The sequence below is a fragment of the Streptomyces sp. NPDC055632 genome (assembly GCF_053618675.1).
This window is the reverse complement of sequence record NZ_JBSHHY010000019.1, coordinates 75,967-101,536: the sequence shown is the minus strand read 5'-3', so window position 1 is coordinate 101,536 and position 25,570 is coordinate 75,967. Positions and strand designations below refer to the sequence as shown.

The 25,570-nt window shown below is 72.2% G+C and carries 23 protein-coding genes; 15 read left to right on the top strand and 8 right to left on the bottom strand.

What is annotated here, in order from left to right; translation table 11 throughout:
• Nucleotides 1-54 precede the first annotated feature (54 nt).
• Together ACWGSR_RS23625 and ACWGSR_RS23620 are read left to right on the top strand one after the other, a co-directional pair.
• A complete protein-coding gene (locus tag ACWGSR_RS23625; RefSeq protein ID WP_453568742.1) occupies nucleotides 55-474 on the top strand; it encodes a winged helix-turn-helix transcriptional regulator in 420 nt (139 codons plus the stop codon).
• Nucleotides 475-757: 283 nt separating this feature from the next.
• Nucleotides 758-1,423: an MSMEG_1061 family FMN-dependent PPOX-type flavoprotein gene (locus ACWGSR_RS23620; RefSeq protein WP_453568740.1), complete on the top strand. Its 666-nt coding sequence runs from the start codon at nucleotides 758-760 to the stop codon at nucleotides 1,421-1,423.
• Nucleotides 1,424-1,487: 64 nt separating this feature from the next.
• Here ACWGSR_RS23620 and ACWGSR_RS23615 read toward each other — a convergent pair whose 3' ends face one another.
• Entirely contained in the window at nucleotides 1,488-2,369 is an 882-nt protein-coding gene (locus ACWGSR_RS23615) for a winged helix-turn-helix transcriptional regulator (protein ID WP_453568738.1), read from the bottom strand.
• A gap of 138 nt (nucleotides 2,370-2,507) precedes the next feature.
• On the opposite strand from ACWGSR_RS23615, the gene ACWGSR_RS23610 reads away from it, so the two are divergent.
• Both ACWGSR_RS23610 and ACWGSR_RS23605 read left to right on the top strand, forming a co-directional pair.
• Nucleotides 2,508-3,764, top strand: a complete 1,257-nt coding sequence (locus ACWGSR_RS23610) for an MFS transporter (protein ID WP_453568736.1) — start codon at nucleotides 2,508-2,510, stop codon at nucleotides 3,762-3,764.
• Between the two features lie 164 nt (nucleotides 3,765-3,928).
• Entirely contained in the window at nucleotides 3,929-4,612 is a 684-nt protein-coding gene (locus ACWGSR_RS23605; protein ID WP_453568734.1) for an HNH endonuclease, read from the top strand.
• A 175-nt stretch (nucleotides 4,613-4,787) separates the two neighbouring features.
• Here ACWGSR_RS23605 and ACWGSR_RS23600 read toward each other — a convergent pair whose 3' ends face one another.
• The gene (locus ACWGSR_RS23600; RefSeq protein WP_453568732.1) at nucleotides 4,788-5,159 is read right to left on the bottom strand and encodes a hypothetical protein; all 372 of its coding nucleotides are present in this window, start codon (nucleotides 5,157-5,159) and stop codon (nucleotides 4,788-4,790) included.
• A gap of 214 nt (nucleotides 5,160-5,373) precedes the next feature.
• Here ACWGSR_RS23600 and ACWGSR_RS23595 point away from each other — a divergent pair, with 214 nt between their 5' ends.
• Together ACWGSR_RS23595 and ACWGSR_RS23590 are read left to right on the top strand one after the other, a co-directional pair.
• Complete coding sequence (locus ACWGSR_RS23595) at nucleotides 5,374-5,910, top strand: hypothetical protein (RefSeq protein WP_453568730.1); 537 nt, start codon at nucleotides 5,374-5,376, stop codon at nucleotides 5,908-5,910.
• A 94-nt stretch (nucleotides 5,911-6,004) separates the two neighbouring features.
• Nucleotides 6,005-7,522 (top strand): hypothetical protein, encoded by a 1,518-nt coding sequence (locus ACWGSR_RS23590; RefSeq protein WP_453568728.1) that lies wholly within the window; start codon nucleotides 6,005-6,007, stop codon nucleotides 7,520-7,522.
• 101 nt (nucleotides 7,523-7,623) lie between these two features.
• On the opposite strand, the gene ACWGSR_RS23585 is transcribed toward ACWGSR_RS23590, so the two are convergent.
• The 3 genes from ACWGSR_RS23585 to ACWGSR_RS23575 form a co-directional block, all read right to left on the bottom strand.
• Complete coding sequence (locus ACWGSR_RS23585; RefSeq protein ID WP_453568726.1) at nucleotides 7,624-8,040, bottom strand: hypothetical protein; 417 nt, start codon at nucleotides 8,038-8,040, stop codon at nucleotides 7,624-7,626.
• An 83-nt stretch (nucleotides 8,041-8,123) separates the two neighbouring features.
• The gene (locus ACWGSR_RS23580) at nucleotides 8,124-9,155 is read right to left on the bottom strand and encodes an ArsR/SmtB family transcription factor (RefSeq protein ID WP_453568724.1); all 1,032 of its coding nucleotides are present in this window, start codon (nucleotides 9,153-9,155) and stop codon (nucleotides 8,124-8,126) included.
• Between the two features lie 401 nt (nucleotides 9,156-9,556).
• Complete coding sequence (locus ACWGSR_RS23575; protein WP_453568723.1) at nucleotides 9,557-11,086, bottom strand: MFS transporter; 1,530 nt, start codon at nucleotides 11,084-11,086, stop codon at nucleotides 9,557-9,559.
• A 103-nt stretch (nucleotides 11,087-11,189) separates the two neighbouring features.
• Here ACWGSR_RS23575 and ACWGSR_RS23570 point away from each other — a divergent pair, with 103 nt between their 5' ends.
• The 8 genes from ACWGSR_RS23570 (at nucleotide 11,190) to ACWGSR_RS23535 (ending at nucleotide 22,420) form a co-directional block, all read left to right on the top strand.
• Nucleotides 11,190-12,056: a helix-turn-helix domain-containing protein gene (locus tag ACWGSR_RS23570; RefSeq protein ID WP_376232783.1), complete on the top strand. Its 867-nt coding sequence runs from the start codon at nucleotides 11,190-11,192 to the stop codon at nucleotides 12,054-12,056.
• Between the two features lie 377 nt (nucleotides 12,057-12,433).
• Entirely contained in the window at nucleotides 12,434-15,835 is a 3,402-nt protein-coding gene (gene car, locus ACWGSR_RS23565; protein ID WP_453568721.1) for a carboxylic acid reductase, read from the top strand.
• A gap of 107 nt (nucleotides 15,836-15,942) precedes the next feature.
• Nucleotides 15,943-16,644, top strand: coding sequence for a 4'-phosphopantetheinyl transferase family protein (locus ACWGSR_RS23560; protein WP_453568719.1), 702 nt, complete (start codon nucleotides 15,943-15,945; stop codon nucleotides 16,642-16,644).
• Nucleotides 16,645-16,936: 292 nt separating this feature from the next.
• Nucleotides 16,937-18,109 carry a 3-deoxy-7-phosphoheptulonate synthase gene (locus tag ACWGSR_RS23555; protein WP_376232786.1) on the top strand — a complete coding sequence of 391 codons (1,173 nt, stop codon included), beginning with the start codon at nucleotides 16,937-16,939 and terminating at the stop codon, nucleotides 18,107-18,109.
• 103 nt (nucleotides 18,110-18,212) lie between these two features.
• The gene (locus ACWGSR_RS23550) at nucleotides 18,213-18,869 is read left to right on the top strand and encodes an isochorismatase family protein (protein ID WP_453568717.1); all 657 of its coding nucleotides are present in this window, start codon (nucleotides 18,213-18,215) and stop codon (nucleotides 18,867-18,869) included.
• 28 nt (nucleotides 18,870-18,897) lie between these two features.
• Nucleotides 18,898-20,781 (top strand): anthranilate synthase family protein, encoded by a 1,884-nt coding sequence (locus ACWGSR_RS23545; RefSeq protein ID WP_453568715.1) that lies wholly within the window; start codon nucleotides 18,898-18,900, stop codon nucleotides 20,779-20,781.
• A 138-nt stretch (nucleotides 20,782-20,919) separates the two neighbouring features.
• A complete protein-coding gene (locus ACWGSR_RS23540) occupies nucleotides 20,920-21,795 on the top strand; it encodes a YihY/virulence factor BrkB family protein (RefSeq protein WP_376232791.1) in 876 nt (291 codons plus the stop codon).
• 112 nt (nucleotides 21,796-21,907) lie between these two features.
• Entirely contained in the window at nucleotides 21,908-22,420 is a 513-nt protein-coding gene (locus ACWGSR_RS23535) for a cupin domain-containing protein (protein ID WP_453568713.1), read from the top strand.
• A 37-nt stretch (nucleotides 22,421-22,457) separates the two neighbouring features.
• Here ACWGSR_RS23535 and ACWGSR_RS23530 read toward each other — a convergent pair whose 3' ends face one another.
• Both ACWGSR_RS23530 and ACWGSR_RS23525 read right to left on the bottom strand, forming a co-directional pair.
• Nucleotides 22,458-23,120, bottom strand: a complete 663-nt coding sequence (locus ACWGSR_RS23530; RefSeq protein ID WP_453568711.1) for a DUF5701 family protein — start codon at nucleotides 23,118-23,120, stop codon at nucleotides 22,458-22,460.
• A gap of 40 nt (nucleotides 23,121-23,160) precedes the next feature.
• Nucleotides 23,161-24,027: a LysR family transcriptional regulator gene (locus tag ACWGSR_RS23525; protein WP_453568709.1), complete on the bottom strand. Its 867-nt coding sequence runs from the start codon at nucleotides 24,025-24,027 to the stop codon at nucleotides 23,161-23,163.
• A gap of 69 nt (nucleotides 24,028-24,096) precedes the next feature.
• Between ACWGSR_RS23525 and ACWGSR_RS23520 the strand changes: the two genes are divergently transcribed.
• Nucleotides 24,097-24,693: a short chain dehydrogenase gene (locus ACWGSR_RS23520; RefSeq protein WP_376232798.1), complete on the top strand. Its 597-nt coding sequence runs from the start codon at nucleotides 24,097-24,099 to the stop codon at nucleotides 24,691-24,693.
• A 56-nt stretch (nucleotides 24,694-24,749) separates the two neighbouring features.
• On the opposite strand, the gene ACWGSR_RS23515 is transcribed toward ACWGSR_RS23520, so the two are convergent.
• Nucleotides 24,750-25,565 carry a thioesterase II family protein gene (locus ACWGSR_RS23515; RefSeq protein WP_453568706.1) on the bottom strand — a complete coding sequence of 272 codons (816 nt, stop codon included), beginning with the start codon at nucleotides 25,563-25,565 and terminating at the stop codon, nucleotides 24,750-24,752.
• Nucleotides 25,566-25,570 lie beyond the last annotated feature (5 nt).

Below are 25,570 nucleotides of genomic sequence, written 5' to 3'. Positions count from 1 at the left end.
GTAACTACGCTTGATCCTCGATCGCACGTCCGCCGGCCACAAGAAGGCAGTCTGATGTCACTCACTCACACCGGAGTAACCGCCCCCGCCGACCTCGACCCCTGTGGCCGCGAAGACCATCCCGACTGCGGCATCCGCGACGTCCTGGACCGCATCGGCGACACGTGGTCGGTACTCGTGATCGTCGAACTCGCGAGCGGGCCGCGCCGGTTCCGCGAACTGCAGCGTGCCGTCGACGGCATCTCCCAGCGCATGCTCACCCTCACCGTCCGCAGGCTCGAACGCGACGGCCTCGTGCTGCGCACCGTGTACCCGACCGTCCCGGCCCGGGTCGACTACCGCCTGACCGAGACCGGTGCCGGCCTCACCCACCTGGTCAAGGCACTCGCCGACTGGTCGCTCGCCCACCGCACCGCCATCGCCGAAGCACGGCACGCGTACGACCGGGCCCACCCCGACCACGACATCCGATGACGGGGAACGCCGCGACCACACGCGAGTCGTCCCGGTGGAGGAACCGTTCGAGGCGAGCGGCACGGCCTGGCCGGCCCCGGAGCATCTCGCGGCGCTCCGACGTCGCGCCGAACGACAGGGAGGACGCCCCGTGCTTCCGGTGCCCTGGTGATCCTTACGGCCTGGTTGACAGCCGCGAGGCGCGCATCGGCGCGAATGTCCGTCCGGTCGGTCATACCGGTCGGCGCGGACGGGATCACGACCCGGCCGGGCACCGGCTCGGTCGTCTTCCGGGGTCGTCCGCATGACGAACGACACCGGGGCCCCTGGCTCGCTCTTCGCATCCCTCCGGGCGGACGCCCTCACCGGCACGGACCGGCTGCGCGAGCTCTACCCGCAGCCGAACCCGCACGCGCTCCGCAAGGAGATCGACCGCCTGACCGAGGAGACCCGGGCGCTGATCGGCTGTTCCCCGCTGGTGTTCATCGGCAGCGCGGACGCCGAGGGCCGGGCGGACGTGACACCGCGCGGCGGTCCGGCCGGGTTCGTCTCGGTGCTGGACGAGCGGACCTTGGCGATCCCCGACGCGACCGGCAACAAGCGGCTCGACACCCTGCACAACGTGCTGCAGACCGGACGCGTCGGACTGCTCTTCCTCGTCCCCGGCCGCCCGACCACGCTGCGCGTCAATGGCCGCGCCTGCGTCTCGGCCCGCCCGGAGCTGCTCGACCGGCTCACTCCCGTGGGCAAGCCGCCGGTCACGGCGATCGTGGTGGATGTCGAGCAGGTCTATCCGCACTGCCCGAAGTCGCTGATGCGCGCCAACGCCTGGCGACCGGAGCAGTGGGTGCCCGCCGACGCCCAGCCGAGCAGCGCCGAGGTGACCCTGGCCCAGATGAACCTGCCGGGCCTGACCATCGACCAGATCGAGGAGGGCGAGCGAGAGTCGCTGCGTCTGCGTCACGAGTGAACCGGGCCGAGTCCCGCCCCTCCTCGGCGACCGGGCTCTCCACCGCCCGAGGGCGCCCTCACCCTCAGTCCTCCCCCGCCAGCCGCCGCACCTCCGCCAGCGCCTCGTCCACCGCCGCCGGAATGTCCGTGACCGGGAAGCGCGCGTGCCGTACCACGCGGTCGCGGTCCACCACCAGCACGGCCCGCTTCAGCCGCAGCAGCTGCCCGGCGCGGAAGGTGGGCAGTCGCAGGGCGGCGGCGAGGTACAGGTCGACGTCCGAGAGGAGGGTGAAGGGGAGGCCCTCCTCGACCGCGAACATCCGCTGTTCGTCCGGGCGTTGGGTGCTGACGCCGTGCACCTCCGCGCCCGCCGCGCGGAAGTCCTCGTACGCGTCCCGGAAGAGCCGGTTCTCCAGCGTGCAGCCGACGGTCCCGGGGATGCCCGACCAGCCGTCCGGCAGGGGGCCGGGGGCCCCGGTCGCCGGGTAGCAGAACAGGACGGTGGCCACGCCGTCGGCCACCGGGTCCACCGGCGCGCCGTCCCGGTGGCCCCGCAGCTCCAGGCGCGGCAGCCGCTCGCCCACCAGGCCCGCGACGCGCCGTGCCTCCGCGCTCGCCTCGTCGGCGGTGCCGCTGAGCGAGCCGTCGCCGAAGACCCAGCGGTCCGCCCAGTCCTGCATCGACAGCAGCACCGGAAGGAGTCCCCGGCCGCTCTCCGTCAGCCGGTACTCGTGCCGCACCGGCCTGTCCTGGTACGGGACCTTCTCCAGGACCCCCGTGTCCACCAGGTGCGCCAGACGCTCGGTGAGCACCTTCCGGGAGATGCCCAGCTCCTCCTGGAGCGCGTCGAACCGGTGGTGCCCCCGCGCGGTCTCCCGGATCAGGAGCAGGCTCCACCAGTCGCCGACCACCGCCGCCGCCTGCGCGATCGCGCACGCCGCGTCCCGCTCGGGAACCGACCTCATCACAGCGCCTCCACTCCTCCGCGCACGGCGGCCGCTCGTCGGGACCATCTTGCGCCATGAGGTCGGTTCCCGATAGAAACTCACCCGGGACGAGTGAGTTCCCAAAAGAGACTGACAAGACTCAGGGGTGGGCTCCGCATGGGCGGGACACGAACGATTCCGGAACACGACCGACACGACGACGAGCGGGAGACCTCACCGACGGGCGCCTTCTGGCGCTTCTGGGCCGCCGCCACCGTCAGCGGCGCGGGCACCGCCGTCACCGCCCTCGCCCTGCCGCTCGTCGCCCTCACCGTCCTCGACGCCACCGCCTTCGAGGTCGCCCTGCTCGCCGCGGCCGGACAGGTCTCCTGGCTGCTGCTCAGCCTCCCGGCTGGCGTCGTCGCGCAGCGCGTACCGCTGCGCCGGCTCCAGGTCGCGCTCGACCTCGTACGGTTCGCGGCGCTCGGGTCGCTGCCGCTCGCCTGGTGGCTCGGCACCCTCACGTATCCGCACCTGCTGTTCGCGGCGCTCGTCACAGGCGCGGCGACGGTGCTGTTCGACATCGGCAACTCGACCTTCCTGCCCGCCGTCGTCCCGGCCCGGCAGCTGGCCGCCCGCAACAGCGTCATGTCCGGCACGCACGCCGTCACCGACACCGGCGGCCCCTCCCTCGGCGGCGTCCTGATCGGCGCGACCGGCCCGGTCGGCGCGCTCGTCATGGACGCCGCCAGCTATCTGACCTCCGCCGTGCTCCTGCGCACCCTCCCCGAGAGCCACCCCGCCCCCCGCACCGGCGAGAGCGCGCTCCGGCTGATGCGCGAGGGCTGGCGGTACGTCACCGGACACCCGGTCATGCGGCCCTGCATGATCTGGGCGACCGCCGCCAACTTCCTCAACGCGGCCCTCGTCGCCCTGACCCCCCTCTACCTCGTCCGCGAGGCCGGTCTCGACTCCGTACAGCTCGGTCTCGTCCTCGCCATGGACGGGGTCGGCGCGCTCGCCGGCGCCGCCGTCGCGGTCCGGGTGACCACCCGCCTCGGCACCGCGCGGGGCATCATCGCCGCCGACCTGGCCGGCGGCGCACTGCTCCTGCTCGCCCCGCTGACCACGTCGGCGGGGGACGCGTACTGGTTCGCCCTGGGGAACGCCGGCTTCGCCTTCGGCACCGTCATCGGCTCGATCACCACCCGCACCTACCGGCAGACCCAGTCGCCCCCGGAGCTGCTGTCCCGCGTGATGGCCACGGTCCGCTTCGTCTCCTGGGGCGCGTTGCCGCTCGGCGCGCTCACCGCCGGTCTCCTCGCCACCTGGGCCGGTGCCCACACCGCCCTCTGGACCGTCTGCGCCGCCGCGCTGCTGCCCCCGCTCTACCTCTTCTCCACCGGGGTGGGCCGCCACCGCGACCTCGCCTGACGCCCGGCTCCACGGGGCGCGAAGCCCACCGCGAAGTCGCCCTCACGGGTGAATCCGGCAGCTCCGCGCCGGAACGTTCCTCCTCGGAACCACAGCCGTCCGCGCTTCCGGTACGCACGCCGACTCCGGCATGTCCGCGACGCGGGTTCGCTATGTCTACGGGCGTGATCACGAACCTGCTGCGCGGCACCGCCGCGTTCTGCCTCGCCCTGACCTCGTTCACTCCCCTCTCCCCCACCGCCGCGGCCACGACGGGGGCCGCGCCCGTTCCGGCGGCGCTGCTCCTGGAGGACGCGGTCGGCCGGCTCCTCGTCGCCGACGAGGACCGCACCGGCTACGCCTCCGGCTCCTTCGAGCACTGGAACACCGGCCTCGACGCGGCCGACGGCTGCGACACCCGCGCCGAAGTCCTCCTCGCCGAAGCCGTCGAGGAACCCGCCGTCGCGGCCGGCTGCGAGCTGACCGGCGGAAAGTGGCTGTCCCCCTACGACAACGCCGAGGTCACCGACCACGGCAAGCTCGACATCGCCCACACGGTCCCCCTCGCCGAAGCCTGGGACTCCGGAGCGGGAGGGTGGACGGCCGCTCGTCGTGAGGCCTACGCGAACGACCAGGGTGCCGCGAGCAGTCTGGTCGCCGTCACCGCGCGTTCCCACCGGGCGAAGGCCGACCGGGATCCGGCCGAGTGGATGCCGTCGCCGCCCGAGACGCACTGCCGCTACATCGGCGAATGGACGGCGACGAAGCTGCGCTGGGGCCTGGCGGCGGACCATACGGAGGCCGACGCGCTGAAGGTGTACGCCGAGGCGTGCGAGACCACCGTCGTCCACTACACCCCCGCCGCGTAGTCCCCGATCGGAGTCATGGGAGCAGGCGACGAAGGCGTCGGCGTGCTCGCGCATCGGGTTCGCGGCGGGCGCGACCATGCCGGGCGGCGCTGACACTCCTGGCGGAACCGACCACGACGCCCGGACCGCGGGGCTCGAAGCCCATCCGCATGCGTGGACGGTTCCCGACGGAACATCAGATCCATTGGTAGGTGGCGTCGTCCAGGGGCGGCAGGAAGGCCTGGGCGGCGTCGAGCGGCGCCGTGGGAGTGACCAGTCCGGCGAGCGGGACCGGCGGGAACAGCGCCTTGCCGGCCGTGTCCTCGTAGTGGCTCCAGATCAGGTGGCCGGCTCCGGCCGTGTCGTCGTGTTCGACGGTGCGCAGGCGGGCACGGACGGTGTCGGTGACGTGGAGGCGGAAGACGAGGTGGAGTTTGCGGGGCGGGGCGCTTCCGGGACGGGTCACCATGGCGTCTTGGATCCAGGTCAGCTGTGGGGTGTCGCTCGTCTCCGCGAGGTCCAGGCCCAGGTGGTCGAGAAGTGGTGGCACCGCTTGGGGAGATGCCACGGGCAGATGATTCGGCACGCCGGTCGCCCACGCCCGAAGGCTGTCCCGTACACACCGGTCGGGATGCGCGCCCGTGGCGTCGGGAGAGGGACGGACGTCGTCGGAGATCCTCCCGACTCCGACGAGAGGAAGGCTCCGCCGGTGATGACGCGCTTCGGTCACGACTTGGGGAAGCGGGTGGGCCTGTCGTGTACCCGCGGTACACGCTGTGCCCATGACGAGACGATCACAGGTTCGGACGGGTGCACCGTTCGGCTGCCTTCTCGACGGATGTCTGACCGTTCTGGGCCTGCTGCTCGTGGTCGTCGTCGGTGTGTCGGTCTGGCTGGGGACACAGCCGGCGCGTGACGACGCCCGGGCGCGCGAGGACCTGCGGAAGAACGTCGAGGTGCTCCGCGACCGGCTGGGCGAGGCGGCGGCCGACGGCAGCCTTCCCGATACGGAGATCGCCCGGGTCTTCTCCCCTTCGAAGCCCGCCAAGGGCCTCTTCGGCGTGACGCGGCAGGGCGAGGCCGTCACCGTGGTCGCGGAGGTGCTCGGTCAGGGGCCGCCGCGAGCATACGTCTTCGTGTACGAAAGGACGGTGACAGGCTGTTACGCCTTCGAGGTGCCGTCCCCGGCACCCGGGGCCCCACGGCCCTCCGTACGGGAACTGCCGCGGGAGGAGTGCGCGGCGGACTCGGGCGCGTTCCCCGGTCCCGGCCGCCGGGATCGACGGTCACCCGACGCGAAGGCGGAAACGGCTCGGTAGGCGCGGGCGTCGAGAGCACGTCCGATGTCGCCGTCGGCTCGGTGGCGTGGAAAATCGTGAGCCATTCGGTCCCGGCCCCGGCAGTATGCCCTTCGTGAATCATCTCCTGTGCGGGCTGGCCGCCAATGCCGCGCTACCGCCCGAGCTGGTCGACCGGCTGATCGCGGTCGCGGACGACGACATCGCCGAGAGACTCGCCGGCCGTACGGATCTCAGTCGTGCGCAGGCGGTCGCGCTGGCGCTGCGCGTCGAGGAGAGCGCCGTCCGGCTCGCGTACGCGGGCCGCCTGACCGCCGCCGACATCGACCCTTCCGTACAGCCGGACGCCGCCCTGGCCCTGCTCGACAAGGGTGCCGGAAACCCCGCATGGGCGTTCCTGCTGGCGACGGACCCCCTTGTCGAGCGCCGGGAGAGGCTCGCTTCCTGTCCCGGGCTCCCGGCCGACGTGGTGGAAGCGCTCGGCGCCGACACGGACGTGCGGGTCGTGGCCGAGCTCGCGTCGCAGGCCGCGCCGTCGGTCGCCGCCGGGCTCGCGGAGCATCCGCACGCCGAGGTCCGCCGCGCCGTGGCGTTCAACGAGGCGACGCCACCGGCCGTACTGGCGGCGCTGCTCACCGGCGAGGGGCTGCCTCCCGCGCGGTGGTGTCCGGTCTGCGAGCGCGAGGAGACGCCGTTCGTGCACGAACCGCAGTGCCCGCGGCTCGACTGCGATCTCCCGCCCGGCGCCTCGTGCGACGGCTCCCACGAGTCCACCGTGCACGACATACAGCGGACGGTACTGGGGAACCCTGCTGCCCCCGCCGATTCCGTGGCCCGTTTCGCCGCCCATCCTTCGGCGCTGCTGCGCTGGGCGCTCGCCGCTCGCCCCGATCTCCCTTCGGAGGCCTACGGGCGGCTCGCCGTGGATCCCGTCCCGGGTGTCCGTGCCGACCTCGCCGGGAATCCCGCGATCGGCGCCGACCTGATGAACGCGCTGGCCGGTGATCCCGGCCACGACGTACGGCGCGGACTCGCCCACAATCCGCGCGTCCCGCTCGATGTGCTCGTCCGCCTGGCGGCCACCGTCAAGGTCGGTACCGCTCTGCTGCCGCGCATCGCCGTCGCCGGTCCGGCCGAAGTGGCGGAGCTGGCCCGGTCGCAGGATCCGGCCGTACGGATGCTGGTGGCCCTGCGACGCGATCTGCCGGCCGGGATCCGTGACGCGCTCGCCGTCGACCCGGACGCGAAGGTGGTGAAGGCCGTCGCTCCGCACCCGGGTCTTTCCGAAGCGCGATTGCGCGCCATGGTCGGCCGGCACGGAGCCCGTGTCGCCGCCGGGGTGGCGGCCAACCCTGATGCGACCCCGGCGCTGCTGGAAGACCTGACCCGGGGCGAACCCCCCGTACGGAAGGCGCTCCGTGAGGTCGCGCGGCACCGCAACGCGACGGGGGCGGCGCTGCGCAACTGCTTGGCGGACGCGCGGGCACGGCCCCTGGCCGCCGGCCACCCGGCCCTTTTCCCGCACGTCGTCACCGAGCTGCTCACCGACGCCGACCGGCAGGTGGCGGAAGCCGCGGCCGCCAACCCGTCGCTACCGCTCGCCGTGATGTCGGATCTGGTGCGTCGTCCGTGATCGTCCCGCTTCCGGGTGCTACGGGACTCGCCCCCGGTTCTCGTGGCCGGTGGGACGCCCGCCTTCTCGGCGGTGCGGATCCGTATGGGCGGTGTCCCCGATCAGCAGTTGCGGATGGAGTAGACGGGCGCCCAGTTCACGGCGTACACGCTGTTGTCGGCGGGGAAGGTCCGGATCACGTTGCCGCCCGAGCCGTAGACGGTCGCGACGGCGCCGCCGCTCTGGCTGTTCTTGGCCTCGCCCCAGTCGCCCCAGTTGGACAGGTGGTACCGGGTGCAGTTGTAGAAGTAGAAGACGCGGAACCGGTTCACCGTCGGGTCCCAGACGGAGGCGCAGAAGTTCCCCGGGCTGCAGCCGACGCCGGCGCCGGGCGGCAGCAGCTCCGTGCGCGCGGGGGCCGGGGAGGACGTCGGGGCGACGGCGGCCGGGGCCGCCTGGACGGGGCCGGCGGTGAAGACGGAGGCCAGTGCCAAGGTGACGGCGCCGAGGACTCCGGGCAGAGAGCGCTTGGTGGGCATGTTTCGTGATCTCCCTGAGGGTGCTCCGGGTGCGGGCAGGTCGGGTCAGCGGATCCGCTGCTCCCGCGCGTCCATGGTCCCGGTCAGTTCCCGGCCGGCGCCACGGGTTTCGAGCACGGTCGAATGCCGCTGGTCATCCCGTGCTCCAGGAGGTCCGCGCCGAGGCGGGTCACGCTGTGCAGGACGGCGCCGCCGATCCGCCGGCTGGTGAGGAGACCGGCCTCCCGCAGGACGGCCACGTGGTGGCTGACGGTCGCCGGGCTGAGGCCCACCCTGCTCGCCAGTTCGCTCGTGGTCCGGCCCTCGGCCACCTCCTCCAGCACCGCCGCCCGCGCCTTGCCGAGCAGCGCCGCGAGCGCCCGGTGGGTGGTGGCGGAGGCGGGTGACGGGGGCGAGAGCCAGCGCGGGTCGTGCGTGACCGGGTGGACGAGCACCGGTGGCAGGGTGCCGTCCTTCAGCACGATCGGCCCCGGCCAGCAGAAGAACGACGGGATGATGCGCAGTCCCCTCCCCCGCAGGTACAGGTCGCCCTCCAGGTGCGGCCCCGCGACGTGCAGCACCGGCGCCGCCCAGCGCACGCTCGGATGCAGCCCCTCGACCAGTCCCGCGAACCCGGACCGCAGGAACGCCCTGGCGGCCACCGACCTCGCCTCGTCGAACCGGGAACGGACGTGGGGCCAGTACGGGGCCACGAACCGCTCGTGGTGTCCGCGCACCAGACCGGCCAGCCCGCACAACGCCTGTGTGTCGCCCTCGGCGAGGGGGCGGGCCCAGCCGGGCAGCGGCCGGGCCCGGGCGAGTTCCGCCAGGTCGGTCCGCAGCCGGCGACGGGGCGTCGTCAGGAGCGCCTCCACACCCGCCTCGAACCCGGCGGACGCCGCCGACGGGGTCAGGAAGTCGGCCGAGTAGCCGTGCGGCGGGGCCAGTCGCCGCAGACGGAGCAGTTCCGGGGTGACGAGACCGCCCGTCGTCCTCCTCCAGCGGCCGTAGACCAGGGGTGCGTCCCGGTTCTGCAGCAGATGCAGGCTGAGCAGCCCCTCCCACAAGGGGTCGGGTTCTTCCGCCAGGACCACGTGTGCCAGGTCCTCGTACGTGAAATGGATCCGCAGCCCCACCGGTCGCCGCTCTCCCGTTCCGCGCTGTGTGCGATGCCAGGTCATGCACTGCGGTGCGCAGGTCATGCACTGTTGCGAACGGTGGCCTGGTTCCCATGGGCGGGCAAGCCGGACACGCGGGGCCGCACGACAACGGCACTTCCCGTGGGCGGGACGGCGGTTCGCAAGCGGGGGGGCGCGCGGAGGAACGGAGTGGCTCGTCCACCGGGCGGAGGGGAGGGCCGTCGGGCGGCCCGTGGCACCGCCGTGCGGGGCACGGCCGTGCCCCGGTCCGCAGGGGGGAGGCTGCGGGCCGGGGCACGGCTGTTCGTGGAGGGCGCCTGCCGCTCCTGTCGACCTCGTCGATCAGGGGGAGGGCGGGAGGACGGAGGGAGCCGGGGCCTCCGGTGCCCGTACCGGCGTCACCGGGGCGTGCTCTCCGCGTGCTCCCACTTCTCCTCGGAGGAGGAGGCGTCCTGGGCCTGCTCCTCGCCCGTGGTCCTGGGCAGCCAGCGGAGGGCCAGGATCCCGAGCGCGGCGTGCAGGAGGCTGGCCACCGCCACGGCCGCGTGGAGGCCGGTGACGAAGGCCGACTTCGCGTCCGCGACCACGGCGGGCGCGAGACCGGGCAGTTGCAGGGTCTCGTCGAGCGTGGGCGCGAGGTCGGGGCCCTGGAGCCGGAAGAGCAGCGCGGCGAGGGAGCCGATGAGCGCGATGCCGAGGGCGTTGCCGATCTCGTTGCTGGTCTCGGCGATCGCACCGGCCGAACCGGCCCGCTCGGCCGGGACGGCACCGACCGCGGTGTCGGCGACGACGCTGAAGGAGATGCCGTAGCCGAGGCCCGCGATGGACGTGGAGGCGATGTACCAGCCGACCCCGCCGGTGATCGTGGTGGGGAGCAGGAACAGCAGTCCCGCCGCGATGGAGAAGTGGCAGACGATGAGGACCGTCCGCTTGCCGATGCGGTCGACGACCATGGGCGTGACGACGCAGGTCACGATGAGGACCACCGCGCCGGGCAGGGCCAGGAGCGCCGCCCGCAGGACGGGGAGGTCCAGGACGGACTGGAGGTAGACGCCCGACAGGTAGGCGGCCGCCGACCAGGCCGCCAGCGGCAGCAGGCCCGTGATGATCGCGACGGTGAAGACCCGGTCTCGGAAGAGCGAGAAGTCCATCAGCGGGTGTTCCAGGTGCCGCTGCCGGCGCACGAACAGGGCGAGGAGCACCAGGCCGCCCGCTCCCACGAGGACGGAGAGCAGCGAGAACCCTTCGGCGGCGGCGTGCTTGAGGCCGTACACGAAGCCCAGGAGGCCGGCCGCGGAGGCCACGACGCTGAAGACGTCCACGCGGCCGGTACGGGTCGTGCTGACTTCGCGCAGCAGGATGGGCGCGAAGACGAGGAACAGGGCGATGACGGGGAGGTTGATCAGGAAGACCGAACCCCACCAGAAGCGTTCGAGCAGGAAGCCGCCCGCCACCGGGCCGATGGCGAACCCCGCCGCGAAGGCCGCGGCGAAGATGCCGATGGCCTGCGCCCGGCGCCGCGGGTCGGTGAACAGCTCGCTCAGCACGGCCAGCGCCGACGGCAGGAGGGTCGCGCCGGCCACGCCCATCAGCGCGCGGGACGCGATGAGGAGTTCGGGGCTGGGCGCGAAGGCGGACGCCGCGGACGCGAGACCGAAGACGGTCGCTCCGATCATCAGCAGCTTCAGACGGCCGTACCGGTCGCCGATGTTGCCGAACGCGATCAGCAGCGAGCCGACCGCGAAGCCGTAGATGTCCAGGGTCCACAGGGCCTGGTCGGCCGTGGGGGTGAGGTCCTGGCTGACCCGGGGCATCGCCAGGTACAGGATCGACCCGTCCATGGACACCAGCAGGACCGGGCCGAGTACGACGAGGAGTCCCAGCCACGCGCGCAGGCCCGGGGAGTTGTGTGTGTGCTGTTCCGACATGTCTCGACCGTCGGCCATCGCCCGGCGGACAGCCAGCCCTCTGCTGGGGGTATACCTGACAGGTATACCCACCGGCGGGGACGATCGGCTTACGCTTGCGGTCGTGGAGAGCCTCGGAACGTTCTTGAAGAGCCGCCGTGACCGGGTCACCCCGGACGAGATCGGGCTGCGCACCCACGGGAACGGGCGCCGTGTCCCCGGGTTGCGGCGGGAAGAACTCGCCCAGCTCGCCGGGGTGAGCGCCGGCTACTACACACGGTTGGAGCAGGGGCAGGCGGAGACGGCGTCGGAGCAGGTGCTCGACGCGCTCGCGCGGGCGTTACAGCTCGACGCGACCGAGACCATGCACCTGCACAACCTCGCCAGGCACTCGCCGACGCCCCGGCTCGCCGAGCCTCCGGTGGAGGAGCCCCACAAGCGCGTCCTCGCGCTCCTGGAGTCCCTCGGCGAGGCGACGCCAGCGATCGTCCTGGGCCGTCGCGGGGACGTGCTCGCGTGGAACCGCAGCGGACACGCCCTGCTGGCCGAGCACATCGCCTTCGAGACCCCGGACGATCCTGAGCGCCGTCTGTCGATCCCCCGGATGTTCTTCCTCGACCCGGTGACGCGCGACCTGTACACCAACTGGCACGCGCTCGCGCGTGCTCACGTGGCGTACCTCCGGCTGACCGCCGGCCGCTACCCCACCGACGCGCGTCTGGCGGGCCTGATCGGCGAACTCACCATGCGCAGCGACGACTTCTCGGCCCTGTGGGCGAATCGGGACGTGGCGGACTGTACGACGGGCACCATGCGCATGCGGCACACGACCGTGGGCGCGGTGAGCGTCGACTACCAGGTCTGGCTGCAGCCCGACAGCCCCGACCACCGGCTCGAGGTCTACACCCCGAACGACCCGGGTTCCGCCGACGCCCTCCAGGTCCTGACCCATCAGAGCCGCCGCCCCGCCGATTCCCTGCGCGACGACTGAGCGACGCCCTCGCTTTCCTCTCGCCGACACCGTACGGGCCCCCGCGCGTACGGTGTCGGCGTATTCCCGCGTTCCCGTTCTCCATTCGCCGTGCGGGCACGTGAAAAGCTGGGCAGTCGCTTTCGCCGGGCAACCTGACATATACGTTCTTCATATTTATCAACGAGGGGCCTGAGTAGGTAGCGTTGTAGCGCAAGCAAGAGTGGCACGCCCTGGGTTTTCCCTGCCCACGGGCCAGTGCATCGTGTCCGAATTCGATGATTCTTCCCTGTCCGAAGCGGCGCGGCGGCGCCGGGAGAACACCGGCCGCCCCTTCCCCTTCACTGCCAGCTCTACTGTCAGCCGAGACCAGGTCCGTACACGACGCGGAGATCAAAATGCGACTTGCGCAAGTGATGGAAAGCGTGATGGTGCGCCATGCCGATCGGCCGGCCATCGGAGAACGTGCCAAGGAATTCGTGCGGGACCCGGAGACGGGCCGTGTTTCGTACCGGCTTCTCCCGCGTTACGAGAAGACCGGCTTCGGTGAATTATGGGCGCGGGTCCGCGCGGTGGCGAGCGAATGGCACGGCGGCGCGGGCCACCGGCTGGAGCCGGGCGACCGGGTCTCCGTACTCGGTTTCGCGAGCGGCGACTACACCGTCGTCGATCTGGCGTGCACGTACCTCGGGGTCGTGAGCGTTCCGCTCCAGACGAGTTCGCCCGCGTCCCAGCAGAGGGCCATCGTCGACGAGACGGCGTCCCGCGTGGTCGCCGCGAGCGTGGAGCGCCTGGACAGGGCGGTGGAGCTCGCCCTCGACAGCCCGTCGGTCGAGCGCGTCCTGGTCTTCGACTTCCACGCGGAGGTCAGTGACCACGTCGACGCGCTGGACGAGGCGCGCGACCGCCTCGCGGGCGCCGGGCGCTCCGTGCGCCTCGACACCCTTCCCGAGGTGCTCCGCCGGGGGGCCGGCCTTCCCGAGGCGCCGCTGTTCGTTCCGGCCGACGGGGACGACCCGCTGGCGATGCTCATCTACACCTCCGGGAGCACGGGAACGCCCAAGGGCGCGATGTACACCGACCGCCTGACCAGTGCGATGTGGGGCGGCGCGTGGTCGAAGCTCTTCTCCGAGGACGAGACGGTCACCTTCAGCTACATGCCGATGAGCCACGTCGCCGGCCACTCCTCGCTGAAGAACACCCTGGCGCGGGGCGGCATCACGTACTTCACGGCCAGGAGCGATCTGTCGACCTTCTTCGAGGACATCGCGCTGGCGCGCCCGACGGAGCTCTCGCTGATCCCGCGCATATGCGAGCTGATCTTCCAGAAGTACCAGAGCGAACTCGACCGGCGGACCACGGCGGCCACCACGGACCGTGCCGCCCTGGAGGCCCTGGTCAAGGAGGAGATACGGGTGGACCTGCTCGGCGGCGACGTCGCCTGGGCCGGCTGCGCGTCCGCTCCCCTGTCGGCCGAGCTGACGGCCTTCATGGAGTCCCTCCTCGGTCTCGACCTGCACATCATCTACGGCTCCACCGAGGCCGCGGCCGTCTCGGTGGACGGGGAGATGCTGAGCCCGCCGGTCGTCGACCACAAAATCATCGACGTCCCCGAACTCGGCTACTACCGCACCGATTCCCCGTACCCCCGCGGAGAACTGCTGCTCAAGACCGACGCCCTGATACCCGGCTATTACAACCATCCCGAGCTGACGGCAGAATTCCTCGACGAGGACGGCTTCTACCGGACGGGTGACATCGTCGCGGAGACCGGGCCGGGGCGGCACACCATAATAGACCGCCGTAAAAGCGTGCTGAAACTTTCGCAGGGCGAATTCGTGGCGACCGCGCGCCTGGAGGCCATCTTCGCCTACAGCCCGCTGGTCCGTCAGGTGTTCGTGTACGGAAACAGCGAACGGTCCTATCTGCTGGCTGTCGTCGTCCCTTCCGCGGACACGCTCGCCCGCTTCGAGGGCCGGACGGAAGAGCTGCGGCAGGAACTCAGTGAATCCTTCGTCCGCGTCGCGAAGGAGGAGGGGCTCAATTCCTACGAGATACCGCGTGAATTCCTGATCGAGACCCAGCCGTTCAGCCAGGACAACGGCCTGCTGTCGGACCACCGGAAGCTGCTGCGCCCCCGTCTGCTCGAACGCTACCGGGCACGGCTGGAGGAGCTGTACGCGGACATCACCGCGCGGGAGGACAGGGAACTCCTCGACGTGCGCCGGGGCGCCGCGGACCGCCCCGTGCTGGAGACGCTCCAGCGTGCGGTGCAGGCGCTGCTCGCCGGTTCGGGGGTCGAGGTGGGCCCCTCGGCGCACTTCAGGGACCTGGGCGGCGACTCGCTCACGGCGGTCGCGTTCTCCGACCTGCTCGACGACGTCTTCGGGGTCCGCGTCCCGGTGGACATGATCATCAGCTCGGCCACCGACCTCCAGCAGATGGCCGACCACATCGAGACCAAGCGCAAGAACGGGTTGAACCGGCCCGACTTCGCGTCGGTGCACGGACGGGAGAGCACCGAGGTGCGGGCCTCCGACCTCACCCTGGAGAAGTTCATCGACGCGGAGACGCTCGCCGGGGCCAAGCGGCTGCCCCTTCCCGTGTCGCCCCGGACCGTGCTGCTGACGGGGGCGAGCGGATACCTCGGACGGTTCCTGACCATGGAGTGGCTGGAGCGGCTGGCGCAGTCCGACGGCCGGCTGGTCTGCCTCGTGCGCGGGAGGGACGTGGCAGCCGCGCGGAGCCGTCTGGAGGAGTCGTTCTCCGGCGGTGACGGGCGGCTGGCGCAGCGGTTCGAGGCCCTGGCCGCCGACCACCTGGAGGTCGTGGCGGGCGACATGGCGGAGCCTCAGCTGGGGCTGGGCGACCACACCTGGCGGAGGCTGTCCGAGGAGGTGGACGTGATCGTCCACGCCGGCGCCCTCGTCAACCACGTGCTGCCCTACAACCACCTGTTCGAGGCGAACGTCCTTGGCAGCGCCGAGCTGATCCGGCTGGCGCTCACCGGGCGGATGAAGCCGTTCACGTACCTGTCCAGCGTGGCCGTCGCCGCCTCCCGGACGCCCGCTCTCGGAGAGGACCCCGACATCCGTCAGGCGCTCCCCGTGCAGCCGGTCGACGCCGGGTACGCCGGCGGCTACGCGACGAGCAAGTGGGCGGGAGAGGTGCTGCTGCGCGAGGCGCACGACCTGTGCGGCCTCCCGGTCACCGTGTTCCGGTCGAACATGATCCTCGCCCACAGCGACTACGGCGGGCAGCTCAACGTCCCCGACATGTTCTCCCGGCTCCTCTTCAGCGTGCTCGCGACCGGCCTCGCGCCCGCGTCCTTCTACCGCGCCGAGGGCGAGGAGAGGCGGCCGAGGGCGCACTACGACGGTCTGCCCGTGGACTTCACCGCCGCGGCCGTCGTGTCGCTGGGCGGACAGCTCGCGGACGGGTACCGGACGTTCAGTCTGGTGAACCCGCACGACGACGGGATCTCGCTCGACACCTTCGTCGACTGGCTGGGCGACGCGGGCCACCGCATCGAGCGGATCGACGACTACGCGGACTGGCTCGACCGGTTCGAGACGGCCATGCGGGCGCTCCCCGAGGAACAGCGGCAGCATTCGTCCCTGCCGCTCCTCCACGGATTCAAGGACCCGGAGACCGCCGTACGCGGATCCGGAATTCCCTCCGAACGATTCCGAGCGGCCGTCCGGGCCGCGCGGATCGGAGCCGACGAGGACGTCCCGCACATCTCCCCCTCGCTCATCGAGAAGTACGCCAGGGACCTGACGTCGCTCATGTCCGCCTGAAATCGACCGAGCAGACGGGTCCGACGTCCGGCGCGCACATCGATTCGGCGGGAACGATCGCATTCCTGCCGGGCCGTGCGTCTTCTCTTCAATGGACCGAGGTTGCGTTGATCGAAACTCTCCTGCCCTCTCCGATTTTCTTCGCGGAACGATTCGGGAACGTCCCGGGTGATGTTCTCTTTCCTGCCGAGCGACAGGTGGTCGCCGCGGCGGGCGTCGCCCGGCGCCAGGAATTCACCACCGTACGGGCCTGTGCGCGCACGGCTCTCGCACGGCTCGGTGTTCCGCCGGCGCCGATCCTGCCCGACGCCGCGGGCGCTCCCCGGTGGCCGGCCGGTGTCGTCGGTTCCATGACCCACTGTGCGGGCTACCGGGCCGCGGCCGTGGCCTGCGCGCGCGACGTCGTGGCGGTCGGCATCGACGCCGAACCCGACGCGCCGATCCCCACCAGGGGCGTCCGCGCGCGCGTCACCGCGGCCGAGGAGCGCGCCCACATCGCGGAGCTGGGGGCGCGCCGGCCCGGCGTCAGCTGGGACCGGTTGGTCTTCAGCGCGAAGGAGAGCGTCTACAAGGCCTGGTATCCGCTGACCGGCCGGCGGTTGGATTTCGATCAGGTGCTGGTCACCGTCTCTCCCGACGACGGCATGTTCTCCGCCCGTCTGCTCATACCGGGCCCGAAAGTCGGGGCGCGAAGAATTCGGGGTTTCACGGGCGAATGGAAACAGTTCCGGGGACTTCTGCTCACGGCCGTATCCCTTACGGCGACAACCCGTTCCAGCTTTTCCGGCCCCGGCCCCGAGTGTACTTGACTTATTCTTTGCGCCGTCGTTGCACAATCCATTCCGTCGGCCGAAAGTTGAGTGCGACGGATCGATGCACGCACTGAAACGAAGCACCCAGGTGCTCGGCCGCCGAGAAGAACATTCCGGCGGCGCACGGCGCTCTCCGAAATCGTTCACGGCCCGCCGAAACCTTCCGTGAACCGCCGGACACCGCGTTGCCCGGACCGATCCGGTCGGCACGCTCCCGTCCGCGCCCCCCGCAAGTCGACCACGTCCGCCCCCGCCCGGATCCCCTCCGGCGTGCTCGCTGAGGAAAACGATGATCGACATTCAGTCCTATCTCCGGTCCATGCCCGCGCTGCAGCAGCCCGACTGGCAGGAGCACTCCTCCCTGGACGAGGTCCGTACGGACCTCGGACGGATGCCGGCGCTCGTGGACGCCGAGGCCGTGCGCCGTCTGCGCGCGCTGCTGATGGAGGCCGCCGCCGGGCATCTGCAGGTGATCCAGACCGGCGACTGCGCCGAGGACCCCGCCGAGGCCACCCCCGAGGACGTCACGCGCAAGGCCGCGCTGCTCGACGTGCTGGCCGGAACGATGAAGCTGGCCTCGGGCAAGCCCATCATCAGGGTGGGGAGGATAGCCGGGCAGTACGGCAAGCCCCGCTCCTCCCCGACCGAAACGGTCAACGGCGCCCAACTTCCGGTGTACCGGGGGCACATGGTCAACCGGCCGGAGCCGGACGCGGCGCTGCGCCGCCCGGACCCCCGGCACCTGCTGAGCGGCTACCGGGCCGCGAGCGACACCATGCACTACCTCGGCTGGCGCGGCACCGCCAGCCGCTCCGACCTCGAAGTGCCGGTGTGGACCAGCCACGAGGCGCTGCTGCTGGACTACGAACTGCCGCTGCTGCGGCGCGAACCGGACGGCTCGCTGCTGCTGACGTCCACGCACTGGCCGTGGGTGGGCGAGCGGACCCGGCAGCTGGACGGTGCCCACATCGGGCTGCTGGCCGCGGTCTCCAACCCGGTCGCCGTCAAGGTGGGCCCGACCATGACGCCCGACCGGCTGCTCGCCCTGTGCGAGCGCCTGGACGCCCAGCGGCGGCCCGGCCGGCTGACGCTGATCTCCCGCATGGGGGCCGACAACGCGGGCGAGCGGTTGCCCGCGCTGGTCGAGGCGGTCGCCAAGGCCGGTCACCCGGTGCTGTGGCTGTCGGACCCGATGCACGGGAACACGGTCTCCAGCCCCGAGGGGCTCAAGACCCGCCTGGTGCACACGGTCGTCCGCGAGGTCAAGAACTTCCAGGCCGCGGTGGGCCAGAACGGCGGCGTCGCGGCCGGCCTGCACCTGGAGACGACCCCGGACACCGTCACCGAGTGCGTGACGGACGAGTCCGGCCTCGCCCGCCTGGGCGACAAGTACCTCAGCTTCTGCGACCCCCGCCTCAACCCCCAGCAGGCCGTCGAGGTCGTCTCGGCCTGGCAGGGCTGAACCCGGCGCCGCGCACCGGCGCGCCCACGCACATCCGCAGCCGTCGACATCCCCCGTCAGTGGATGTCCCCCCGTGAACCGTGAAGAGAGGACCGACCGGCCCATGTCCGGTATCCCCCCGATCGAGCCCTACCCGATGCCCCAAGAGGGCGAGCTGCCGGAGAACACCGTCGGCTGGCCCGTGGACCCCCGCCGGGCCGTACTGCTGCTGCACGACATGCAGGAGTACTTCCTCAAGCCGTTCCCGCGCTCCGAGGCGCCCGGCGACGCCCTGGTCGGCAACACCGCGCTGCTGCGCGAGCGGTGCGTCGAGCTCGGCGTCCCCGTGGCGTACACGGCCCAGCCCGGCGGGATGACGCCCGAGCAGCGCGGCCTGCTGAAGGACTTCTGGGGGCCGGGGATGGACCCCACGCCCGAGCACCGCAAGGTGGTCGAGCCCCTCGAACCGGGCCCCGGCGACTGGACGTTCACGAAGTGGCGCTACAGCGCCTTCTTCAGGTCCGACCTGCTGGAGCGGATGCGTTTCCACCGGCGCGACCAGCTGATCGTCTGCGGTGTGTACGCGCACGTGGGCGTCCTGATGACGGCGGTCGAGGCGTTCACCAACGACATCCAGCCCTTCCTGGTGGCCGACGCCGTGGCCGACTTCTCGGCCCGACACCACCGGCTCGCCCTCGACTACGCGGCACAGCGCGCGGCCCGCGTCGTGTCCGCCAAGACCGTGCTGAGCGAACTCGACGCGGGCGGCACGGCGCTCTGACCGCGCCCCACCGCCGAAAGGAATCCCCATGGCAAGGCAGGACAGCGCGCACGACCTCCTGGCGCGCATCCTCGACGGCTCGGCCGGCGCGTTCGCACTGATCCACCGGCCCGAGACGGCGAACCCGGACACCCTGGAACTGCTGGCCGGCGACGTGACGGAGATCGCGTCGCTCGCCGACCTCGACCTGCCCCCGCAGGACGGCGCGGGCGCCCGTACGGAACTGCTCGCGCTCATCCCCTACCGCCAGCTCGCCGAACGGGGCTTCGCCGCTCCCGACGACGGGGCGCCGCTGCTGGCGATGTCGGTGCGCGAGCAGGCCTCGGTGCCGCTGCGCGCGACGCTCCCGCTGCTGCCGGACGAGCCGGTGAAGGTGACCGCCGGCCACTTCGACCTGGACGACGAGGCCTACGCGGAGATCGTACGGCGGGTCGTCACGGACGAGATCGGCACCGGCGAGGGCGCCAACTTCGTCATACGGCGCACGTTCACGGCACAGCTGCCCGACTTCGGCCCGTCCGCGGCGCTGTCGTTCTTCCGCCGCCTGGTGCAGCGGGAGGCGGGGGCGTACTGGACGTTCCTCGTGCACACCGGCGAGCGGACGTTCGTCGGCGCCACGCCCGAACGGCACATCAGCGTCCACGACGGCACGGCCGTGATGAACCCGATCAGCGGCACCTACCGCTATCCGGCGGGCGGCCCCGAGCTCGACGGCGTCATGAGGTTCCTCGCCGACTCCAAGGAGGCCGACGAGCTGTACATGGTCGTCGACGAGGAGCTGAAGATGATGGCCCGGATCTGCCCGCGGGGCGGCCGGGTGACGGGCCCCTACCTCAAGGAGATGGCGCGGCTGGCGCACACCGAGTACTTCATCGAGGGGCGGACCGACCGCGACGTGCGGGACATCCTGCGCGAGACGCTGTTCGCGCCGACCGTGACCGGCTCACCGCTGGAGAGCGCCGCGCGCGTCATCAGCCGGTACGAGCCGCAGGGCCGGGGCTACTACAGCGGTGTGGCCGCCCTGATCGGCCGCGACGCCGCGGGCCGCCGCACCCTCGACTCGTCGATCCTGATCCGTACCGCCGACATCGACGACGAGGGCGTCATGCGGATCGGGGTCGGCGCGACCCTGGTGCGCCACTCCGACCCCGAGTCCGAGGTGCACGAGACCCGGGCCAAGGCGGCCGGGCTGCTCGCCGCGCTCGGCGACCCCGAGCCCATCCGGTTCGGGGCGCACCCCGCGGTCCGTGAGGCCCTCGACGAGCGCAACGAGCACATCGCCGGCTTCTGGCTGAAGGACCAGGAGGCGCGGGACGGCACGGACGGGCCGCTGTCCGGCCGGCAGGTGCTGGTGATCGACGCCGAGGACACCTTCACGGAGATGATCGCGCATCAGATCCGGTCGCTGGGCGGCGAGGTGAGCGTACGGCGCTTCGACGAGCGCTACTGCTTCGACGCGCACGACCTGGTCGTGATGGGACCGGGCCCCGGCGACCCGCGCGAGACGAGCGACCCGAAGATCGCGCACCTGCGGTCCGCGGTGGCCCAGCTCCTGGAGGAGCGCCGGCCCTTCATGGCGGTCTGCCTGAGCCACCAGGTGCTCAGCACCCTGATCGGGCTCGACCTGGTCCGCCGGCCGACGCCCAACCAGGGCGCCCAGCACGAGATCGACCTCTTCGGCGCGCGGGAGCGGGTGGGCTTCTACAACACCTTCGCCGCGCACTCCGCGGGCGACTCCTTCGAGCACCCGGCGCACGGGCGCGTCGAGGTCAGCCGCGACCCGCGGACGGGCGAGGTGCACGGTCTGCGGGCGACCGGCTTCGTGTCCATGCAGTTCCACGCCGAGTCCGTGCTGACCGTCGACGGGCCCCGGATCATCGGCTCGCTCCTCACGGAGGTGGCGAGCGGCTGATCCGGGCGGGCCCGGCGCCCCTCGGCCGCGCGGGACGGCCGTCGGGGCGCTCGGGGTGTGCAAAGTGCACGACGCTCCCTCCCCGGTCCGGATCCCGGGGCCCGGGGTGAGAGCGGCGACGCGGGGCAGGAGGACGTCGTGGCAGCGAACATCCTCCGGACGCGCCGGAGCACTCCGGGCAACCGCACCGCCGAGTCACTGCGGCTGGTGCGCTCGGCCCTGCGCGGCACCGCCGTGCGCCTCTGGCACGACAACATCGCCGACTACGCGGCGGCCCTCACCTACTACGCGGTGCTGGCTCTGGTGCCCGCCCTGCTCGTCTCGGTCTCCCTGGTGGGGCTGGCCGGGGCCGGCACCCGCGAGCGGCTGATCCTCGACCTCACCTCCTACGCCCCTCCCCAGTCGGCGCAGGTGCTCCGCGAGGCGCTGGAGGGCCTCACCTCGACGCCGTCCTCCCTGTGGGCCCTGCTCATCAGCGGCGTCCTGAGCGCGCTGTGGTCGGCCTCCAGCTATCTGGCGGTCTTCCGGCGCGCCCTGCACACGATGTACCGGATGCCCGACACCCGGCCGCCGCTGCGCGCGGCGCACGTGCTCGTCCTCACCGCCGGCGCGCTCCTGGCCCTGCTCGTCACGGGCGCCGCGAGCCTCGTCGCGACCGGCCCCCTGGCCCGCCGGCTCGCGGCGGCCGCCGGTCACCCGGGCACGGACGTCGTGGCCGTCCTGCGGTGGCCGGTGCTCCTGGCGATCGTCACGGGCCTCGTCCTCATCCTCTACCGGTCCGGGCCCGCCCAGGCCCGTGAGAAGCGCCGGGGCTTCTCGGGCGGCGTCCTGGCCGCGCTGCTCTGGCTCGGCGCCTCGGCCGCCTTCACCCTCTACACGCAGTTCGGGACCTACAGCCGCCTCTACGGTTCGCTGGCGGGGATCGTCGTCTTCCTGGTGTGGCTGTGGTTCACCAACCTGGCCCTGCTCGCCGGCGCGCAGTTCAACGCGGTGCTCGCGCGGTCCGGGAAGTGAGCGGGCCCGTACCGGCGCGGTGCGGGCGGCCCACGATCATCCGCAGGTCCGATGCGCCCCTGCGGACGCGGGAGTCACCATGCGGGTGGTCTCCCGCAGAGAGGAACGCGCCATGTCGTACCCGGAAGCCCGCCACCACGGCGACAAGGGCGAGGTGAACGCCGTCTTCCGCCCGGCCGACAGCCCACCGGACATCTCCTCGCCCGGCGCCTCCACCCACTACCTCGCCACCCACGAGTCCACCGGTGGCGAGTTCGGCCTGTACAGGATGGAGCTGGGACCGCGGTCCGCCGGGGCCAGGGCCCACTTCCACAGGACGGTGTCGGAGTCCTTCTACGTCCTCTCCGGCGAGCTGGAGCTGTACAACGGCGAGAAGTGGGTCACGGGCCGCACGGGCGACTTCCTGTACGTGCCGGTCGGCGGCCTGCACGCCTTCAAGAACGTGACCGACGAGCCCGTGTCCATGCTGGCGCTCTTCTCGCCGGGCGCCCCGCGCGAGGAGTACTTCGAGCGGCTCTCGGAGATGTCGCAGCGAGGTGGCGAGGAGCTGAGGCGGTTCCGCGTGCAGCACGACAGCTACTTCGTGGAGGACTTCGAGGACGAGAGCTTCGAGGGCGAGGAGTAGTCCGGAGCCGTCGCGGGCCCCCGTACCTTCGAAGCGGTCACGCGGCGGGGCGGCGGCGGTCGGTGGTGGAGGCGAAGCCCAGCCAGGTGTGGCGGTTGTTCCACCAGCACCAGCCGACCTTGGGGGCGTTGCGTCGTTCGCGGCCGTCCCGTCCGGTGCCGTTGCTGATCCAGATCGCCGGGGTGCGGGCGTCCCAGGAGCCGTTGGCCTTGTGCAGGCGGGAGCCGATGGTCATGAAGCAGTGGTTGCGGACGAGGACGTCCGGCGTCTGGAGCACCCAGTGCATGCCCTCGGTGAGCAGCAGGGGGCTGCGGCCCTCGGCGGTGAGGGCGGGCAGGGCCTCGTCGGGGCTCCAGTTGGACAGGTGGTCGCCCCGGTCGACGCCGTCGACGAGGTAGAGGGGGCCGTCGGGCAGCTCGACGGCCGTCGGGGCGAAGAGGTCGACGTCGGACATGTCGGTGACGACGAAGCCGGGCCGTCCGGCGTGGCGCAGCAGCGGAGCGAGCGCCGAGGCGGGAAGGGCGCGGGGGTGGACGGCGAGCAGGGAGCCCCCGGTCTCGGCTCCGGCCTCCGCGGCGAAGGACCGCACCTCTTCGGCGGTCAGTCCGGCGAGTTCGGACACGCCCAGGCCGATCAGTCGGTCGGCCTGGGCGCCGAGGTCCGGGAGCGCCGGGAGCGGAGGCGGGGTGGTGTGGGGCACGGTGGGTCCGTTTCGCGGTCGGGGGGCGGGGAGGGGCGGGTCACGCGTGGGCGAGGTGGTGGCGGGTCAGGCGGACGAAGTCCGCGGTGGCGGGGTGCGCCGGGTCGGTCGGCCAGGCGAGGTAGACCGGGACCGGGGCGGCATCGGCCAGGGGGACGTAGCGCACGCCGGGGTGGGAGTGGTGGTGGCTGGTGCCTTCGGCGGTGACCCCGACCGCCTCTCCCGTGGCGATGGTCGTCAGCCACTCGTCCACTCCGGGGACGTCGATCGTGACCGGGCGCCTTCCGCGCGGCCACAGTTCCGGTCCGGTGGTGGCCGCCGTGGAGCACAGGGCCACCACCTGATCGGCCAGGTCCTCCAGGAGCAGTGCGGAGCGGCCGGCCAGGGGGTGGTGGTCGGGCAGGACGGCCAGGCGCCGTTCGCTGGCGAGTTCGGCCAGCGCGAGCGGGGCGCCGGGGTGGGGGCGGACGCGCAGGAGGGCGAGGTCGGCCCGGCCGTGCCGTACGGCGGCCTCGGGGTCGTCCAGGCGGTGGATCTCCACCCGTACCCGCGGGTGTTGTTCCCGCCAGGCGCGCAGCAGCGGGACGGTGTGGCGGCCCAGGGCGGCCCAGGCGAACGCCAGTCTGAGGGGCCGGGACTCCCGGGCGGGCGCCGCCGCTTCGGCGAGGGCGTCGTCGAGCTGGCGCAGGATGCGGTGGGCGTGCTCCCACAGGCGCGTGCCCGCCTCCGTCAGCTCCAGGCGGCGGGTGGTGCGCTCGACCAGCCGCACCCCGAGCCGGCTCTCCAGTTGTTCCAGGGTGCGCGACAGGGCGGGCTGGGTGATGTGCAGGACGCGGGCCGCCCCGGTCACCGATCCCTCGTCCCCGATCGCCGCGAGAGCCCGCAGGTGCCGCACGTCCACATTCATGACCACCGAGCATAAGTCCTGAAGAGTGGGCATTTCCCTCACGGCGGCGCGCGTGCCACCGTCGAGGGCATGAACATTCTCCTGATCGGCGCGTCCGGCACGCTGGGCCGGGCCCTGGACGGCGCCCTGCGCGAGCGCGGGCACCACGTCGTGACCGTCGGCCGCACCTCCGGCGAACTGCGGTACGACGTGAGCGACCCCGAGCGGATCGCGGCCCTGTACCGGGCGGCGGGCCCGGTGGACGCCGTGGTCAGCGCCGCTGGCCACGTCCCCTACAAGCCGCTGCCCGAGATGACCCCGGAGGACTGGCACTCCGCCTTCACCGGCAAGGTCCTCCCGCAGATCGAGCTGGTCCGCCAGGGCCTGGACCACGTCGCCGAGCGCGGCTCCTTCACCCTGATCAGCGGCATCCCGGTCCGCGAGCCCGTCCGTACCGGGTCCGCCGCCGCGCTGGCCAACGGCGCGGTGGAGGCGTTCGTCCGCACCGCCGCCGTCGAGATCGCGCCCCGGCGGATCAACGCCGTCAGCCCCAACGTCTTCACCGAGTCCCTGCCCGACTTCGGTTCCTACTTCCCGGGTTTGGGCTCGGTCGACCTCAAGGACGTCACCGAGGCGTACGTCCGCTCGGTCGAGGGCGCGCAGACGGGGCGCGTCTACGCGCTCTGACCCCGGCCGGCACCGTCCTTCCGGACGGTGCGGGACAGGACGGTGCGGGCACGGGTTCACCGGGTGAGCGGGGTCAGGAGGTCGAGGAGGCGGTCCAGGAAGCGCTCCTCGTGGTCCCGCAGGTAGAAGTGGCCGCCGGGTGACAGGTGGACGGTGACGGATTCCGCGGTGTGTTCCCGCCAGGCGTCCAGGGCCTGTTCCGTCACCCGGTCGTCGGTGCCGCCGAGGACGGTCAGCGGGACCGGCAGGGGGACGTCCGGGCGGTGCCGGTACGCGGCGACCAGGCGCAGGTCGGCGCGGAGCGGGCGGGCGACCAGGACGTGCAGCAGCCGGGAGTCGAGGACCTCCGGCGGGATCCCGCCGTGCCGGTCGGCCACCGCGTGCAGCAGTTCGGCGTCGGAGAGCCCGGCCGGGTCGGGGGCGGGGAGCGGCGTGTGGGGTGCCGGGAAGGCGGACACGACGAGCTCCGCCGGGAGCCTCCGGCCCCCGTCCCGGAGCGCCCTGGTCGTCTCGTAGGCGATCAGGGCGCCGAAGCTGTGGCCGAAGAAGGCGTACGGTCGCGGGTCGCCGAACCCGGTGTCGGCGAGCAGCCCGTCGGTCAGGGCGGCGACCAGGTCCCCGACGGAGCCGGGGTCCGGCTCGTCGTGGCGGGCGCCGCGTCCGGGCAGGTGGAGCACGTGGATCTCGACGGCCGGCAGCAGTTCGGCCCAGCGGAGGTACTCGACCGGGTTCCCGCCGGCGTGCGGGAAGCAGTACAGGCGTGGTGCGCCGGGCCGGTGCGGGCCGGACAGCAGCCACGGCCCGTTCCGGGTCCGGTCCTCCGCCGCACTCGTCGTCCTCGTGGTCCTCGTGGCCCCTGCTGTTCCCGTCACGCCGC

Bases quoted from the DNA above. Each gene is read 5' to 3' on its own strand.
- ACWGSR_RS23625 (WP_453568742.1), top strand. From the start codon at position 55: ATGTCACTCACTCACACCGGAGTAACCGCCCCCGCCGACCTCGACCCC.
- ACWGSR_RS23620 (WP_453568740.1), top strand. From the start codon at position 758: ATGACGAACGACACCGGGGCCCCTGGCTCGCTCTTCGCATCCCTCCGG.
- ACWGSR_RS23615 (WP_453568738.1), bottom strand. From the start codon at position 2,369: ATGAGGTCGGTTCCCGAGCGGGACGCGGCGTGCGCGATCGCGCAGGCG.
- ACWGSR_RS23610 (WP_453568736.1), top strand. From the start codon at position 2,508: ATGGGCGGGACACGAACGATTCCGGAACACGACCGACACGACGACGAG.
- ACWGSR_RS23595 (WP_453568730.1), top strand. From the start codon at position 5,374: ATGACGAGACGATCACAGGTTCGGACGGGTGCACCGTTCGGCTGCCTT.
- ACWGSR_RS23585 (WP_453568726.1), bottom strand. From the start codon at position 8,040: ATGCCCACCAAGCGCTCTCTGCCCGGAGTCCTCGGCGCCGTCACCTTG.
- ACWGSR_RS23575 (WP_453568723.1), bottom strand. From the start codon at position 11,086: ATGTCGGAACAGCACACACACAACTCCCCGGGCCTGCGCGCGTGGCTG.
- car (WP_453568721.1), top strand. From the start codon at position 12,434: ATGCGACTTGCGCAAGTGATGGAAAGCGTGATGGTGCGCCATGCCGAT.
- ACWGSR_RS23555 (WP_376232786.1), top strand. From the start codon at position 16,937: ATGATCGACATTCAGTCCTATCTCCGGTCCATGCCCGCGCTGCAGCAG.
- ACWGSR_RS23550 (WP_453568717.1), top strand. From the start codon at position 18,213: ATGTCCGGTATCCCCCCGATCGAGCCCTACCCGATGCCCCAAGAGGGC.
- ACWGSR_RS23545 (WP_453568715.1), top strand. From the start codon at position 18,898: ATGGCAAGGCAGGACAGCGCGCACGACCTCCTGGCGCGCATCCTCGAC.
- ACWGSR_RS23535 (WP_453568713.1), top strand. From the start codon at position 21,908: ATGTCGTACCCGGAAGCCCGCCACCACGGCGACAAGGGCGAGGTGAAC.
- ACWGSR_RS23525 (WP_453568709.1), bottom strand. From the start codon at position 24,027: ATGAATGTGGACGTGCGGCACCTGCGGGCTCTCGCGGCGATCGGGGAC.
- ACWGSR_RS23520 (WP_376232798.1), top strand. From the start codon at position 24,097: ATGAACATTCTCCTGATCGGCGCGTCCGGCACGCTGGGCCGGGCCCTG.